Raw genomic sequence first — 16,380 nt, 5'->3', positions numbered from 1 at the left:
AAGCGCCTGCCAGCCTGCGGATGCGGTATCTTTGTGGCATGAAGAACCCGCATGATGAAAAAGAGCCGATCTTGTCCGCACCATCCACAGAGCCACTGCAGCTCACCCTGGCCGGCGCCCGCACCCTGCACCTGGCGGCGCAGGGCTTGCTGCAATCGCGCCGTAAAAAGGCGGCCAAGGCTGACGTACTGGCGGCCATCCGCCAGATGGGCGTGCTGCAGATCGATACCATCCACGTGGTGGCGCGCAGCCCGTATCTGGTGCTGTGGAGCCGGCTCGGCGATTATCCGCAATCCTGGCTGGAGCAATTGCTGGCCGAGGGTGCGCTGTTTGAATACTGGGCCCACGAAGCGTGTTTCGTGCCGATCGAAGACTATGGCTTGTACCGGCCGCGCATGCTCGATCCGGCGGCGATGGGCTGGAAATATTCGGTCAAATGGATGGACGAGCAGGGCCAAGCCGTGGCCGCCGTGCTCGAACATATCCGCGTCAATGGCGCCGTGCGCTCAGCCGACTTCGAGCGCACGGATGGCAAGGCTGGCGGCTGGTGGAGCTGGAAGCCTGAAAAACGCTCGCTGGAAGTGTTGTTCACCTCGGGCGTGCTGATGATCGCCAAACGCCACCAGTTCCAGCGTTATTACGACCTGGCCGAACGTGTACTGCCCGGCTGGGACGATGTCCAACTGCCGTCTGAACAGCAAGTGCGGCGCAGCCTGCTGCTGGCCAGCGTGAAGGCGCTGGGCCTGGCGCGGGCCAGCTGGATCAGCGATTATTTCCGCACCAGACAGCCGCGGGCCAGCCTGCTGCAGGATCTGCAGGCGCTGGTCGAGGAAGGCGCTTTGCTGCGCTGCCAGGTGGCTGGCTGGGATGATCCCGTGTATGTGCATGCGGACCATGCGGCGCTGGCGCGCACGGCGGCCGAAGGACGCTTGTCGCCTACCCTGACGACGATCTTGTCGCCGTTCGATCCGGTCGTCTGGGACCGCCGGCGCGCGTTGGAACTGTTCGGCTTTGACTACCGGCTTGAATGCTATACGCCCGCGGAGAAGCGCCAGTACGGCTACTTTACCCTGCCGATCCTGCGCCGTGGCGCGCTGGTGGGGCGTATCGACGCCAAGGCGCACCGCGCGCAAGGACGCTTTGAAATCAAGTCGCTGGCGCTGGAAGACGGCGTGCGTATGAGTGCGCGTTTGGTGCATGACGTAGCCGGCGCCGTGCAGCGCCTGGCCAACTGGCATGCTTGCCCGCAGGTTGACGTGACGCAGTCGCAGCCGGCTGCATTCGGCGCGCTGCTGGCCGCCGCGCTGGCGATACCTGCGGACAGGCTGGCCGCATGATATTGCCACCGTCTCCGCCAGCGCTGCTCGACGGGGATGGTGTTCCCCGCTTCGGTCGCTATGCGGGGCTGGTCGAGCAATTCGATTGGGCTGCGCTGGCTGCGCCCCATGCGCGCGGCGCAATCTGGCGGCGGTTCCACCACAAACGCTGGCATTATGTGGCGCTGTCGACCCCGGCGCTGTTTTGCGGCGTCGCCATCGTCGACCTGGGCTGGGCCAGCACCGCCTTCGCCTACGCTTTCGACCGTCACAAGGGCAAGGTCGTGGCCGCATTTTCGCAAAACGGCATGCCTGGCATGGGCTGCCGGGTGGCGCCGCATGCGGGTGGCAGCAGCCGTTTCCGCTTCCTGTCGAACAGCATCGTCATCGAAGCTGCCAGCCAGCAGCGCCACCGCTTGCTGCTCGACTGCGGCCACTTTGCCATCGATGCCGAATTCGGCCCGCCCGTGTCCCCAGCCTTGCTGGCCTTCGGTCCCGTGGGCGAGGGCGGCTGCGTGCATGCAACGCAAAAATCGGGCGGCTTGCCGCTGTGGGGCACCGTGCGCTGCGGCGCCATGGGCTACAGCCTCGATGACGGCGTGGCCAGCTTTGATTATTCGAATGGCTTGCTGGCGCGCGAGACGGAATGGCGCTGGGCGTCGGCGCATAGCCTGGACCTGGGTTTCAATTTGCAGGCAGGGTACTTTGGCGGACAGGAAAACGCACTGTGGCTCGATGGCCAGCTGTTTGCGCTGGGCCGCGCCCATTTCGACTTCAATCCGGACAATCCGCTGGCGCCATGGCATGTGTGGACCGACGACGATTTATTGGACCTGCATTTCAGGGCCGAAGGGGCGCGCCGCGAAGATAAAAACCTGTGGCTTGCCTCCAGCCGCTATATCCAGCCTATCGGTACTTTCAGCGGCTGGGTGCGCAGCAGCGTGAATGCACCGAAGCGTATCGTGGCGCAGCTGGCCGGCGTGACGGAAAACCACCGCTCGCGCTGGTAGTCCTTGATGCGTGCACTGTTTTTTGTGAAAGCCAGCACAAGGTCAAGTTTTTTTGACGGCGCCTCCTATACACTGGCCCGTGACATTATTCCCAGCACCATACGCCCATGAGGCCAATATGAGTATCCGTAATCTCGACAAGCTGTTCAAGCCGGCTTCGGTTGCCCTGATCGGCGCCTCTGCGCGTGAACACAGCCTGGGCGCCATTACCCTGTCCAATCTGCTGGGCGGCGGTTTCCAGGGCGAAGTCTGGCCCGTCAACCCGAAGTACGATGAACTGCAAGGCCATCGCTGCTACCGCAAGCTGGCGCAGCTGCCCAAGGCGCCAGACCTGGCGATACTCTGCACGCCCCCGGCGACGATACCTGGCTTGATCCGCGAGCTGGGTGCGCTGGGTACGCGCGCGGCCATCGTCATGACGGCTAGCCTTGATGGTGGTGCGGAGCATGGAAAGCTGGGCCAGGCCATGCTGAAGGCGGCCAAGCCGCATCTGTTGCGCATCCTGGGCCCCGGCAGCATGGGTTTGCTGGTGCCCAGACTGGGCTTGAACGCCAGTTTCGCCCACGTGCCGGCAACGCCAGGCAAGATCGCTTTCATATCGCAATCGGGGGCGCTGGTCTCGGGCGTGCTGGACTGGGCCCATGCGCATGGTGTGGGCTTTTCCAAGTTCATTTCGCTGGGCGGCAGCTTTGATGTCGATTTTGGCGACTTGCTCGATTATCTGGCGGGCGACGTCGATACAGCCGCTATTTTGCTGTACATGGAAGATATCCAGGCGGCGCGCAAATTCATGTCGGCGGCGCGGGCGGCGTCGCGCAGCAAACCTGTGATCGTCTTGAAAGCAGGACGCGAGGCGGCCGGTGCGGCGATGGCGGCCTGGCATACGGGCGCGCTGGCTGGCTCCGACGCCGTCTACGATGCCGCCATCCGCCGCGCCGGTATGCTGCGCGTGTATTCGGCCGAGGAATTGTTCGATGCGGTCGAAACGCTCACCCATATCCGCGCCCAGCGCGGCGAGCGGCTGGCGATTTTGTGCAATGGCGGCGGCCTGGGCGTGATGGCTACCGATGCGCTGGTGGGCAGCGGGGGCACCCTGGCCGAACTGTCGCCCGATACCGTGATCGCGCTGGAAAAGGCGCTGCCACGGGGCTGGTCGCACGATAACCCGGTGGGCCTGGCTGGCGACGCGCCCGTGCAGCGTTATGTGGGCGCCATCAAGCCGCTGCTCGATGAACCACAGGCCGACGCTTTGCTGTTGCTGCATGCGCCCACGGCCATGGTGTCGTCGGTGGATATCGCCGAAGCGGTCACGCCGCTGATCAAGGCCACCTCGCGCACGGTGCTCACTTGCCTGCTGGGCGGCAGTGTAGTGTCGCCCGCGCGGCAGGTGTTCAACCGGGCTGGCATTCCCACTTACGATACGCCGGAAAAAGCTGTGCATGGCTTCATGCAGATCGTGCAGTACCGGCGCAACCAGGAAATGCTGATGCAAGTGCCGGCGCAACTGCCGATGTCGGCTACGCCGCGCCGCGCCCGCGTGCGCGAGATTGTCGCCGCCGCGCTGGCGGCCGGCCAGACGGTGCTGGGTGAATGCCGCTCGAAAGAGATTCTGGCGGCCTACGGCATACCCGTGGCGCGCACGCGCATGGCCGCCGACGTGGAAGAGGCGCTGGCCGTGGCGGCGGAGATTGGCTACCCGGTGGCGCTGAAAATCCATGCGCCCGACATCGCGCATAAATCGGATGTGGGCGGCGTGGCGCTGGACCTCGATACGCCTGATATTTTGCGCACGGCCGCTGCAGCCATGCTCAAACGCGTGCGCCGCATGCGTCCCGATGCGCAGATCGACGGCTTTACGGTGCAGCAGATGGCGCGCCGGCCGCAGTCGCATGAATTGATCGTCGGCGTGACCACCGATGCCGCCTTCGGTCCCGTGATCCTGGTGGGGCAGGGTGGCCTGTCGGTGGAAGTGACGGCCGACCATGCGATCGGCTTGCCGCCGCTGAACATGGTCCTGGCCCGCGACATGCTGGCGCGCACCCGCGTGTCGAAACTGCTGGCTGGCTATCGCAGCCAGCCGGCCGCCAATGTCGACGCCATCTGCCATGCGCTGATCCAGGTGGCAGAGCTGGTGGCCGATATCGGCGAGCTGGCCGAACTCGATATCAACCCGCTGGTGGCCGACGCTGATGGCGTGATCGCGCTCGACGCGCGCATCCGCCTGCAGCCGGGGCAAAAAAGCGACCGCCTGGCGATACGCCCGTATCCGCAGGAACTGGAACAGTGGGTGACATGGATGGACCAGCCCATTTTGCTGCGCCCGATACGCCCGGAAGACGCGCCGCAGCACCTGGCCATGTTCCATGCGCTGGACCCGGACGACGTGCGCCTGCGCTTCTTTACTTCCATGCGCGAACTGCCGCTGTCGCAGCTGGCGCGTTTGACGCAGATCGATTACGACCGCGCCATGGCGTTTATCGCCACGCACACGGGGCCTGACGGCCAGCCGGAAACCCTAGGCGTGGTGCGCGCCGTGGCCGACCCGGACAATATCACGGCCGATTTCGCCATCGCCGTGCGCTCGGCGCTGAAGGGCAAGGGCCTGGGCCATATCCTGTTTGAAAAGCTGGTCGATTATTTCCGCAGCCGCGGCACGGAAGCGCTGGTGGGCGAGGCGATGGCGCGCAACAAGGGCATGCAGCGGCTGGTAAAAAGTTTTGGCGGCGAGGTCAGCCCGTCGGAAGAGCCTGGTGTGGTCAATCTGCATATCGGCCTGCGTCGCAGTTAAAGCACGTCACGGGTTTGTGCAGGATCAAACCCGCCCTTGTCGCTAGTCTTTACACTTTCACTTTCATCCAGCGATTTCGTACGTATTCGGGGCGCATTTTGGGAGTGAGTGCATGCTAACGGCGACATATACTTTGGTTTCCTTATCGGTTGAACAGGCGAGCATCCGCGTGAGCCTGCTGGCGTTTCAAAAATACATGCATGCACAGTTGCATACGCAGCTGCATCATCAAAATCAGCTGACTCTGGCCCAGTGGCAATATGCGGCCGACTGGTTGAACCGGCTTTATCAAAGTGGCTACTGGCGCAAGGTGGAGCTGTACCTGATCCCCGCGATCCGCCAGGCCACGCCACATGCCGATGGCTTGATCGCTGAACTCAACCACTTGCAGCATGCCGCGCTGGAGAGCGTCAATACCGTGCAGCAGCGAGCCGGCGTTACTGTAGACAACTCGCAACAGCAGATCGAAGCGCAAATCGAAACACTGTCTGCCAGCATCGATGCTTTTTGCCAGGCGCTGCTGGCGCGGCTGGAAAAAGAAGAACGCGAATTGTTCGCGCTGGCGCGCAAGGTGATAGGCGGCGAAGCCTGGTTTGCCATCGCCTATCAATTCCTGGCCCACGATGCGCGCGCCGAGGAAGACCGCCGCAGCAAGGCGCAAGTCTTGCCGTTTGTCGCCCCCAGGCCCGTTGCGCCGGAAGTGGGTACTGGCTCGGCATGCCGGGCGCGGGCCTGACCCCCAGGCGAGGGTGATTCATTGGGCAATTTCTCATAGGGAAAATATTGATCATGCCTGTTTGATAACGACTGTGGTGCTGTCCGATGCAATGCCCCCGGCTTTGTTATGATGTTGGTTTTGATCCACGCGAAACCCGTCATGTTCGAATTCCTTTTCAAGCGCACTGCCAGCAAGTCTTCCGAACCGGATCCAGTAGTGGCAGAGCAAGTCGCCGCCACGGCGCAGAGCGCATCGCGCCGCGCCGAACAAGTGGCGCGTGCCCAGGCCGTGGCTGGCAATGAAGCCGCCGCTGCCGAGTTCATCATTTCCAGCGAATTTGCCGATGCCCGTTTGATCGCGGCCGAACACGTCCACACGCTGCCCTTGCTGGAAAAAGTCCACGCAGCCATGCGCAATACGGACCGCCGCGTTGCCAAGCTAATGCAGGGCCGCATCGACCTGATCCGCCATCTGACGGCGGAAACCCTGCGCGCCCAGGCCAGCATCGATACGGCCCAGCGTTTGCTGCACGATGAAAAACTCAGTCCTAACCAGGTGGCTGAACTCGACCGCCTGTGGCAAGTCATCAAGTCCACGCCGGAACTGGCGGCGGCTTTTGACGCTGCCCGCGCCGCGCTGGCTGCCCGCCTGGAAGCACAAGTGGCTTTGCAGCGCGCCGTGATCGACGCCGTGGCCGCCGTACGCAGCCTGGCTGCGGCCGGCGGCACCGCTGCCGAGCTGGCGCAGGCGCTGGAACGCCTCGATCTTGAACACGCACAGCACACGCAATCGCCCGAGCGCGCGTCGCTGCCGAAACACTTGCTGACCGATTTCAGTGTGGCCCGTACCCAGGCGCAATCTGCCCTGCAAGGCTTGCAGCAACACCAGGCCGCGTTCGATGCGCGCCAGGCTGCGTTGCAGCAATGGCAGGCGCAAGACAGCGCAGCATTGGATGCGGACACCTTGCGCCGTGCATGGTCAGCCTTGCCGCGCTTGCCAGAGTCGCCGTTGTCGGACAGCTTGCAGCAGCAATTTACCGCCCTGCTGGCCAGCGTGCCTGCGCCCACTGCCGCCCCGGCTCCAGCAGCAGAGGCTGCGCCACGCAAGGTCAAGGAAGAGCGTGCCTTGCCGCCGAAGGAAGCTGGCGAGCAATTTTTCAAGGCGCTCGACGGCATGGAAGCGGCTTTGCAGGAAGGCTTGCTGCATGTGGCATCCGAGCATGACAAGACTTTGCGCGACAGCAAACATGGCCGTCTGACGCCAGCCCAGTCAGACCGCCTGGCGCATGTACGCGCACAATTCAAGCAACTGGCCGACTGGGCGCGCTGGGGCGGCAACGTCTCGCGCGAAGAACTGGTCAAGGCCGGCGAGGAATTGCCGGCGCAAGGCTTGGCCATGAGCGAACTGGCCAAGAAAGTGGGCAGCTTGCGCGAACGCTGGAAATCGCTCGACACCTTGTCCGGCCCGGCGCCGAAATCGCTGTGGGAACGTTTTGATGCTGCGTGCAGCGTGGCGTATGCGCCTGCTGCCCAGCATTTCAAGCAACTGGCCGAAGAGCGCCAGGGTAATGCCGCCAAGGCGCAGGAATTGATCAATGAAACGGCGGCCCTGGCCGCCCAGCAAAGCACGGACTGGAAACATGTCGCGGCCGCCTCGCAGCGCGTGCGCCAGGCCTGGACCCGTCTGGGCACCATCGACCGCAAGGAAAAGAAACGCCTGGATGGCGAATTTGGCGCTGCCCTCGACGCGTTGTCGAAACCGCTGGAAACGCAGCGCCAGATCGAAACGGCGCGCCGCGAACAATTGATCGTCGAAGTGGGTCTGCTGAAACCGTCCGAGCGAAATACGGTCGACATGCTGCGCGCGCTGCAGGATAAATGGCAGGAACTGGCCAAGGCCTTGCCGCTGGAGCGCCGCGCCGAGCAGGCTCTGTGGCAGCGTTTCCGCGCCGCCTGCGACGATATCTTTGCTAAACGCAAGGAAACCGCCCACGCGGCCGACCACGAGCGCCGTGAACACTTGCATGCACGCGAAGCGCTGTGCGCCAGCCTGGAAACGGCCGTGATTCCTGACGGCGACGACAAGGCCCGCACGGCGGCCATTCATCAGTTGCTGCGCGACACGCGCTCCGCCTGGAACGCCACCGGCCCCGTGCCGCGCGCCAGCGAAGCGAAAATCGAGCAGCGCTACCAGGCCGCCGTTGCGTTAGTGCAAGCGCAAGCGGACGCCATCACTGAGCGCGCCGGCGCTGCACAAGCGAATGCCTTGCGCGACAAGCTGCGTCTGTGCCAGGCGCTGGAAACGGCGGTCAATGATGGTGGTGAGCAAGCTCAGGCGCAGGCCTGGGGCGAGCGCTGGAGCGCCTTGCCGCCGCTGGACGCGCACTACGAACGCAGCCTGCATCAGCGTTTTGCCGCCGCGCAAGCGGCGCTGGATGGCGATAGCCGTGCCGCCTACGCCCAGCAATTGCAAGCGAACCTGCCACGATTGCAGGAAGAAGTGTTGCGCCTGGAAATCGTTGCCGGTGTCGATAGCGGCGCCGAATATGCGCGCGACCGCCTGAAAATGCAGGTGGAAGTATTGCAGTCGTCGCTGAAATCAGGCCAGAAGCCGCTCACGCAAGTGTCGCAACTGATGCAACTGTGTGCGATTCCTGCGCTGAGCGACGTGCGCACGGCCAGCCGCATCGAAGCCTTGCTGCGCCGCATAGGCGCTGGCGCAAAATGACGTCCCGCTCCACCTTCAGTGTCCGCATACAGCAAGCCGATTTTGACTTGAGTCAAGAAATCGCAAACTTGCGTGCGGGTAACCCGAAGGTGGGTGCGGTGGTCAGTTTTGTCGGCACCGTGCGCGACTTGAACGATGGCCTGGACGTGGCTGCCATGGAGCTGGAGCATTATCCTGGCATGACGGAAAAAGCCATCGAGACGATTCTGGCCCAGGCCAGCGCCCGCTGGCCGGTAGCTGGCGCGCTGGTGATCCACCGGGTCGGCCCGCTCAAGCCGCAGGAGCAGATCGTGCTGGTGGCGGTCTCGGCCGCGCACCGGGGCGAAGCGTTTGCGGCCTGCGAATTCATCATCGATTACCTGAAGACGGAAGCGCCGTTCTGGAAGAAAGAAGATACGCCGGCCGGAGCGCGCTGGGTCGACGCCCGTGTCAGCGACGAGGCTGCCCTGTCCAAATGGTCAAAAAAGGCAAATTGAATCGTATCAAATCACTGCCGCACAACTGAAAGTTGTGTCAGCGCAGTAATGAGTTTGTTTGTGTATGCTTGAAAAGTGCCGCCTTACCCCAATTTGTTACATAACTAATTAATTCGGGAGCGCTTTACATGCGACAAGATAAACTAACCACTAAACTGCAAGAAGCCCTGGCCGACGCGCAAAGCTTGGCCGTGGGTAATGACAATCCCTATATCGAACCTGTCCATCTGCTGACGGCCCTGTTGAACCAGGACGATGGCGGCGCCCGTTCCTTGCTGCAGCGCGCAGGCGTCAACGTGGGCGGCTTGTCCAAGGCTTTGACTGCCTCGATGGAACGTTTGCCCAAGGTATCGGGCACGGGCGGCGACGTGCAGGTCAGCCGCGAATTCGTGGCCCTGCTGAACCTGGCTGACAAGGAAGCGCAAAAAGCGGGCGACCAGTTCGTTTCCAGTGAAATGGTCTTGCTGGCGATGACGGAAGACAAGTCTGACGGCGGCAAGCTGGCGCGCGAAAATGGCTTGACGCGCAAGGCGCTGGCTTCGGCCATCGAGGCTGTGCGCGGCGGCAACAAGGTAGACTCGCAAGAGGCCGAAGGCCAGCGCGAATCGCTGAAAAAATACACGCTGGACCTGACCGAACGGGCTCGCAAGGGCAAGCTGGACCCGGTGATCGGCCGCGACGATGAAATCCGCCGTACCATCCAGATCTTGCAGCGCCGCACCAAGAACAACCCCGTGCTGATCGGCGAACCGGGTGTCGGCAAGACAGCTATTGTCGAAGGCCTGGCGCAGCGCATCGTCAATGGCGAAGTGCCGGAATCCTTGAAAGGCAAGCGCGTACTGTCGCTGGACATGGCAGCCTTGCTGGCCGGCGCCAAGTACCGCGGTGAATTCGAGGAGCGCCTGAAAGCCGTGCTGAAGGAACTGGCCATGGATGAAGGCCAGACCATCGTCTTCATCGATGAAATGCACACCATGGTGGGCGCGGGCAAGTCCGAAGGCGCGATGGACGCCGGCAATATGCTCAAACCCGCGCTGGCGCGTGGCGAACTGCATTGCGTGGGCGCCACCACCCTGGATGAATACCGTAAATACATAGAAAAAGATCCGGCGCTGGAACGGCGTTTCCAGAAAGTACTGGTCGATGAGCCTACCGTCGAGGCGACGATCGCCATCCTGCGCGGTTTGCAAGACAAGTACGCGCTGCATCACAAGGTGGAAATTACGGACGCGGCAATTATCGCGGCCGCTGAATTGTCGCACCGCTACATCACCGACCGCTTTTTGCCCGACAAGGCGATCGACCTGATCGATGAAGCAGCGGCCAAGATCAAGATCGAGATCGATTCCAAGCCGGAAGTAATGGATAAGCTGGAACGCCGCTTGATACAGCTGAAGATCGAAAAAGAAGCCGTCAAGAAGGAAAAAGATGAGGCATCCCTGCGCCGCCTGGGCTTGATCGATGAAGAAATCATCAAGCTGCAGCGCGAGTACAACGACTTCGAGGAAATCCTCAAGGCGGAAAAAGCCGTGGTGCAGGGCAGCACGCACATCAAGGAAGAAATCGAGCAAATCAAGCTGCAGATGGAGCAAGCCACGCGCGAAAGCAACTGGCAGCGGGTGTCCGAGCTGCAGTACGGCAAGCTGCCGCAGCTGGAGGCGCAGCTCAAGCAGGCCGACAGCGGTCTTCCCAAGATCGATGCCGGCCATCCAAAGCTGCTGCGCACGCAAGTAGGCGCCGAGGAAATCGCCGAAGTGGTGTCGCGCGCCACCGGTATTCCCGTGTCGCGCATGATGCAGGGCGAGCGCGACAAGCTCTTGCATATCGAAGAGAAACTGCATGAGCGCGTGGTGGGCCAGGACGAGGCGATCAATGCCGTGGCCGACGCCATCCGCCGTTCGCGCGCGGGCCTGTCCGACCCGAACCGTCCGTATGGTTCCTTCATGTTCCTGGGGCCTACCGGTGTCGGCAAGACCGAGCTGAGCAAGGCACTGGCGACTTTCCTGTTCGATACGGAAGAATCGATGATACGTATCGATATGAGCGAGTTCATGGAGAAACATTCTGTGGCCCGCCTGATCGGCGCGCCGCCCGGCTACGTGGGTTACGACGAAGGCGGTTACCTGACGGAGGCCGTGCGCCGCAAGCCATATAGCGTGATCCTGCTCGACGAAGTGGAAAAAGCCCATGCGGACGTTTTCAACGTGCTGCTGCAAGTGCTGGACGATGGCCGCATGACGGACGGGCAGGGCCGTACGGTGGACTTCAAGAATACCGTCATCATCATGACCTCGAACCTGGGTTCGCATAAAATCCAGGCGATGGAAAGCGATGATCCTGGTGTCGTCAAGCTGGCCGTGATGGCCGAGGTACGCTCGCACTTCCGTCCCGAGTTCATCAACCGTATCGATGAAATCGTGGTGTTCCATGGCCTGGACGAGAAAAATATCGGTGCGATCGCGAAGATCCAGCTGAAAATCCTCGAACAGCGCCTGGCCCGCATGGACATGCAGTTGAGCATCACCGATGCCGCCCTGCAAAAGATTGCCGAAGCCGGCTACGATCCCGTGTATGGGGCGCGGCCGTTGAAACGGGCGATCCAGCAGCAGATCGAAAATCCGCTGTCGAGGCTGATACTGGAAGGCAAGTTTGGGGCGAAAGACGAGATACGCATCGATGCGCAGAACGGTGCGCTGACGTTTGGCTCGGCTGCGGTAGGGTTGGACAAGGCGTAATTCTTATCCCAGCGGCAAATGCTGGGGGTCAGACCCGTCGGGTCTGACCCCAGTTTTATGCTGTATGGTGTTGGCGTAAGCTAACGTCGAGATAATGTAAAGCAAGGGCGCAATCAGGCTAGACCTGATTGCGCCCTTGTTGCTATCATGCGCAATATTTTCTGAATTTACCTGGAGGGTGGGATATGGCAAGCACATGGCAAGTTGGACGGCGCGTAGCATTGGGAATGAGCTCGGCCTTGGCCTTGGCGGCGGCCGTGCTGGCCTTGCCTGCCCACGCCCAGGAAGAAAAAGTTCTCAACATCTATAACTGGTCGGACTATATCGGCGACGATACGATCAAGAATTTTGAGAAGGAAACCGGCATCAAGGTGCGCTATGATGTTTTCGACAATAACGAAATCCTCAATGCGAAACTGGTGGCGGGCAAGTCCGGTTATGACATCGTCGTACCGACGGCCCAGTGGGCGCGCCTGCAAATCGATGCGGGCCTGTTGCGCAAGCTCGACAAGAGCAAGCTGACGAACCTGGGCAACCTCGATCCATCGCTGCAAGCCAAGTTGTCGAAGATCGACCCGAACAATGACTACCTGGTCGACTGGCTGTGGGGCTACACCACGGTGGGCATCAACGTCAACAAGGTCAAGGCGGCGCTGGGCAGCTTGCCCATGCCTGACAACGCCTGGGACCTGATCTTTGACCCCAAATATGCATCGAAGCTGAAATCGTGCGGCGTGTCTTTCCTCGATTCGCCATCCGAAGTATTGCCGGCCGCGCTGCAATACCTGAACAAGCCAGCGTATTCGAAGTCGGCTGCCGACTACCAGGAAGCGGGAAAGGTGCTGCAGGCCATCCGTCCGTACGTGACTTTGTTCAGCTCGTCAGGCTATATCAATGACATGGCCAACGGCGCCGTGTGCGTGGCGCTGGGCTGGTCCGGCGACATCAATATCGCCCGCCAGCGCGCCATCGATGCGAAGAATGGCAATGTGATCCAGGTGCTGGTGCCGAAGACGGCCGCCCTGATGTTCGACACCATGGCCATTCCTGCCGACGCGCCGCATCCGAACAATGCGCATCTGTTCATCAACTACATCTTGCGCCCGCAAGTGCATGCCAGTCTGAGCAACAAGGTGTTCTACGCCAACCCGAATCCAGCCAGCATCAAGTATGTGCGCAAGGATATTGGCGAAAACAAGGCCATCTTCCTGCCGGACGCCGACAAGCAGCGGATGGCCGCGCCGGAAGCGACCACGGCCGATATCCGCCGCCTGATGACGCGGATCTATACGAAGTTTAAAACCGGGGTGTAAAAACAAGGATGGCGCGAGAGACGGTGATGCCGTCGCTGGCGCCATTCGATATTGCTGATGTGTGCGCTACTCGTGATAGCGGTCGACCAGTTTATGACGACTGCCGCGCATTTCCTCGATCAGTTCAAAGGCGATGAAGCCGATGATGGCCGCGAAAATGGCGATAAACAGAAACACTAGCAAGATGGACATGGACATGATGTTTCAGCCGCTGTTGAGCGGCCGCCCGCTGGGTTGCTCAAGGTGTCAGAGCAGCGCTCCAACACGTAGTTGACGCAATTAAACTCTAGCAGATAGTCAGCACTTTACAAGCTCGCCTATGTTGCCAATCTCAACAGTATTTGTCCCAGCGCATTTTTTGCGCATCTGCCTGATTTGAGCACCGTTATTTCACCACTAGGTCATGCGCCATCACTGCCTTCAGGTAGACGCTGAGTGCGTCTCCCGGTTCGCGCTGGGAGAACCTGTCCATGATCGCGCTGGCCTTGCGCATTTCCCTGCTTGAGATTTCTTACTTGACCACCAGGTCATGCGCCATCACGGCTTTCAGATAAACGCTAAGCGCGTCGCCTGGCTCGCGCTGGGAGAACCACCATGCGCTGGCCTTGCGCATTTCCCAGTCTTGCACTTCGCCCGTCAATAGCAGGGCGGCGGCCTGGCCCAGGGTGGGCTGGTGGCCGACGATGAGCACGGTTTCCTTGTTGCCCGGCCAGTTGGCGGCCTTGAGGATATCTTCCGCTTCGGCGCCCGGCGCCAGTTCAGGCACCAGCTTGAACTTGCGCCCTAGCGGCTCGGCCGTCTGCAAGGTGCGCAGGGCCGGGCTGACGAGGATACGGCAATTGTCGGGTAGTTGCGAACCCAGCCAGTCGGCCATGCGGCGCGCCTGCTTTTGCCCCTTGGCCGTCAAGGCGCGTTCCAGGTCGGGCACGCCCGGCTCGGCTTCCGCATGTCGCCACAAGATCAGATCCATGCTGTACTCCTCTGTGTTAAAAGTCGTTCTCTATTCCCCGACCTCCGCGCCCGGCGTGCCCAGTGTTTGCATCAGGTATTGCTGGGCACTGAACAGGGTTTGTTTGGCGCGTGGCTTGCGGCGCACATACTGGCCGCTCGGTTCCAGCTCCCACGCATTCGTATTATCCTTCAAATACGGGTTCAGGCCTTCGGCAATCACGCGCCGCTTCAAGGCGCGGTCCAGCACGGGGAAAGCGACTTCCACGCGGCGGAACAGGTTGCGGCTCATCCAGTCGGCGCTGGCCAGATACACATCGTGCGCCAGGTCGTTGCGGAAGTAATAGATGCGGCTGTGTTCCAGGAAACGCCCGATCACGGAGCGCACCTTGATGTTTTCCGACAAGCCCGGCACGCCCGGCTTCAGGGTGCAGGCGCCGCGCACGATCAGGTCGATCTTCACGCCATCGCCCGAGGCCGCATACAGCGCGCGGATCACCGATTCGTCGACCAGCGCATTGATCTTGACGATGATGCGGCCGCGACGGCCCGAACGGGCGATCTTGGCTTCGTTGCGGATGGCCTTGATGATTTCGCTTTGCAGCCCGAACGGCGCCAGCCACAGCAAGCTCAGGTTATGCGGCTTGGTCAGGCTGGTCAGGTGGATGAAGACTTCGTTCACTTCCACCGCCAGGTCTTGCTTGGCCGTCAGCAAGCCAAAGTCCGTGTACAGCTTGGTCGTTGTCGGGTGATAGTTGCCGGTGCCCAGGTGGGCATAAAAGCGTAGCGCGCCTTCTTCGCGGCGGATGACGAGCGCGACCTTGGCGTGGGTTTTCAGGCCGACTACGCCATACACCACTTGCGCGCCAGCCTGCTCCAGCTTGTCGGCCCAGTTAATGTTGGCTTCTTCGTCGAAACGCGCCATCAATTCCACGATGACGGTCACTTCCTTGCCCAGCTTGGCGGCCGTGATCAGCGACTCCATCAAGTCCGAGTTCATGCCGGTGCGGTAGATGGTTTGCTTGATGGCCACCACGGCCGGATCGTAGGCGGCGCTGCGGACGAAATCGATGACCGTCTGGAACGACTGGTAAGGATGGTGCAGCAGGATGTCGTGCTTGTTCAGCGCGGCAAAGATATCGTTGCCGATGGCCTTGTGCGCCAGGCCCGGGAAAAATGGCGGGAAACGCAAGGTGGGCTGTTTTACGTGGTCGATCATTTCCGTCAGGCGCACCAGGTTGACGGGGCCATTCACGCGGTAGAGGCGGCTCTGGTCCAGGCTGAACTGGTCGAGCAGGAATTGCGACAGTTCTGGCGGACAGTTGCGGGCCACTTCCAGGCGCACCGAGGTGCCGAACTGGCGGCCGACCAACTCGCCTTTCAATGCCTGGCGCAAGTTCTTGACTTCATCTTCATCGACCCACAGGTCGCTGTCGCGCGTGACGCGGAACTGCGAATAGGCAATCACTTCGCGGCCGGCAAACAAATCGGAAATATGCGCGTGGATGATGGAAGAGAGCAGGCAGAACGATACGCCGTCGCCGGAAATCTCGTCGGGCAGTTTAATCACGCGTGGCAGCACGCGTGGCGCCTTGACGATGGCGATCGCCGTGCCGCGGCCGAACGCATCCTTGCCGCTCAGCGAGACGATGAAATTGAGACTCTTGTTGACGACCTGTGGGAATGGGTGGGCCGGGTCGAGGCCGATCGGCGTGAGCAGGGGGCGCACTTCGCGGTCGAAATATTCCTTCACCCAGGCGCGCTGCGCATCGTTACGGTCATTATCGCGCAGCAAGTGCACGCCCGCTTCGCGCAGCGCCGGCAAGACATCGTTATTTAATATCTCGTACTGGCGCTCGACCAGCGCATGGCATTCCTTGCCGATGCGTTCCAGGTTGGCGATCAGTGCAGGGTGGCCGGCCAGCGAGCCGCCGATGCTGCCGGCTGCCAGCAGGCTGGCCACGCGCACTTCAAAGAACTCATCCATATTGCTGCTGACGATGCACAGATAACGCAGACGTTCGAGCAGGGGGATGCTGGGGTCTTCCGCCTGCGCCATCACGCGTTTATTAAAAGTCAATTGCGACAACTCGCGGTCCAGCAGGATGCCCGATTTGGTCACTTCCGTGTGCAGGTCAGGTTTCATATTCTTTTGTCTTTGCAGATAGTTAATTCTAGCGATATTTCTACTTGTGTGACGCGCAATAAGTGTAATGATGTAATGTGACGTAACCATGACATTGCTTGTAATAATTGGTGAGAATCCTTGTCATGATGGCCTTCAAAAAGGCCTGTTTCCGGGGCGTAGGCAAATATTTCAAGAAATTTCAGCCATGTCATAAAGCTGTC

General features: G+C 61.2%; 11 protein-coding genes. 8 read left to right on the top strand and 3 right to left on the bottom strand.

Annotation, left to right across the window (positions count from 1 at the left end; genetic code table 11):
- Nucleotides 1-71 precede the first annotated feature (71 nt).
- The 8 genes from HDE75_RS14330 (at nucleotide 72) to HDE75_RS14295 (ending at nucleotide 13,083) form a co-directional block, all read left to right on the top strand.
- Entirely contained in the window at nucleotides 72-1,337 is a 1,266-nt protein-coding gene (locus HDE75_RS14330; protein ID WP_260174055.1) for a winged helix-turn-helix domain-containing protein, read from the top strand.
- Nucleotides 1,334-2,326 carry a DUF2804 domain-containing protein gene (locus tag HDE75_RS14325; protein ID WP_183677040.1) on the top strand — a complete coding sequence of 331 codons (993 nt, stop codon included), beginning with the start codon at nucleotides 1,334-1,336 and terminating at the stop codon, nucleotides 2,324-2,326. The genes HDE75_RS14330 and HDE75_RS14325 overlap by 4 nt, the downstream gene beginning before the upstream one ends.
- A 118-nt stretch (nucleotides 2,327-2,444) precedes the next feature.
- A complete protein-coding gene (locus HDE75_RS14320; protein ID WP_183677041.1) occupies nucleotides 2,445-5,114 on the top strand; it encodes a bifunctional acetate--CoA ligase family protein/GNAT family N-acetyltransferase in 2,670 nt (889 codons plus the stop codon).
- Between the two features lie 112 nt (nucleotides 5,115-5,226).
- Nucleotides 5,227-5,850: a hypothetical protein gene (locus tag HDE75_RS14315; protein ID WP_183677042.1), complete on the top strand. Its 624-nt coding sequence runs from the start codon at nucleotides 5,227-5,229 to the stop codon at nucleotides 5,848-5,850.
- Between the two features lie 141 nt (nucleotides 5,851-5,991).
- Complete coding sequence (locus tag HDE75_RS14310; protein WP_183677043.1) at nucleotides 5,992-8,559, top strand: DUF349 domain-containing protein; 2,568 nt, start codon at nucleotides 5,992-5,994, stop codon at nucleotides 8,557-8,559.
- The gene (locus tag HDE75_RS14305) at nucleotides 8,556-9,035 is read left to right on the top strand and encodes a molybdenum cofactor biosynthesis protein MoaE (RefSeq protein WP_183677044.1); all 480 of its coding nucleotides are present in this window, start codon (nucleotides 8,556-8,558) and stop codon (nucleotides 9,033-9,035) included. The genes HDE75_RS14310 and HDE75_RS14305 overlap by 4 nt, the downstream gene beginning before the upstream one ends.
- Before the next feature lie 128 nt (nucleotides 9,036-9,163).
- Nucleotides 9,164-11,770: an ATP-dependent chaperone ClpB gene (gene clpB, locus HDE75_RS14300; protein WP_183677045.1), complete on the top strand. Its 2,607-nt coding sequence runs from the start codon at nucleotides 9,164-9,166 to the stop codon at nucleotides 11,768-11,770.
- Nucleotides 11,771-11,997: 227 nt separating this feature from the next.
- Nucleotides 11,998-13,083, top strand: coding sequence for a polyamine ABC transporter substrate-binding protein (locus tag HDE75_RS14295; RefSeq protein WP_260174054.1), 1,086 nt, complete (start codon nucleotides 11,998-12,000; stop codon nucleotides 13,081-13,083).
- A gap of 66 nt (nucleotides 13,084-13,149) precedes the next feature.
- Here the strand turns inward: HDE75_RS14295 and HDE75_RS26795 are convergent, their stop codons facing one another.
- The 3 genes from HDE75_RS26795 to ppk1 all read right to left on the bottom strand — a co-directional run bounded on the left by HDE75_RS26795 (nucleotide 13,150) and on the right by ppk1 (nucleotide 16,177).
- The gene (locus HDE75_RS26795; RefSeq protein WP_260174053.1) at nucleotides 13,150-13,281 is read right to left on the bottom strand and encodes a hypothetical protein; all 132 of its coding nucleotides are present in this window, start codon (nucleotides 13,279-13,281) and stop codon (nucleotides 13,150-13,152) included.
- A 313-nt stretch (nucleotides 13,282-13,594) separates the two neighbouring features.
- A complete protein-coding gene (locus HDE75_RS14290; protein WP_183677047.1) occupies nucleotides 13,595-14,053 on the bottom strand; it encodes a SixA phosphatase family protein in 459 nt (152 codons plus the stop codon).
- 30 nt (nucleotides 14,054-14,083) lie between these two features.
- Nucleotides 14,084-16,177 carry a polyphosphate kinase 1 gene (gene ppk1, locus HDE75_RS14285; RefSeq protein ID WP_183677048.1) on the bottom strand — a complete coding sequence of 698 codons (2,094 nt, stop codon included), beginning with the start codon at nucleotides 16,175-16,177 and terminating at the stop codon, nucleotides 14,084-14,086.
- Nucleotides 16,178-16,380: the final 203 nt, after the last annotated feature.

It is taken from the genome of Janthinobacterium silvisoli (genome assembly GCF_014200725.1).
GTDB lineage: Bacteria > Pseudomonadota > Gammaproteobacteria > Burkholderiales > Burkholderiaceae_D > Janthinobacterium.
The sequence above is the reverse complement of the archived record's forward strand: the minus strand, read 5'-3'. Positions and strand labels throughout refer to the sequence as shown.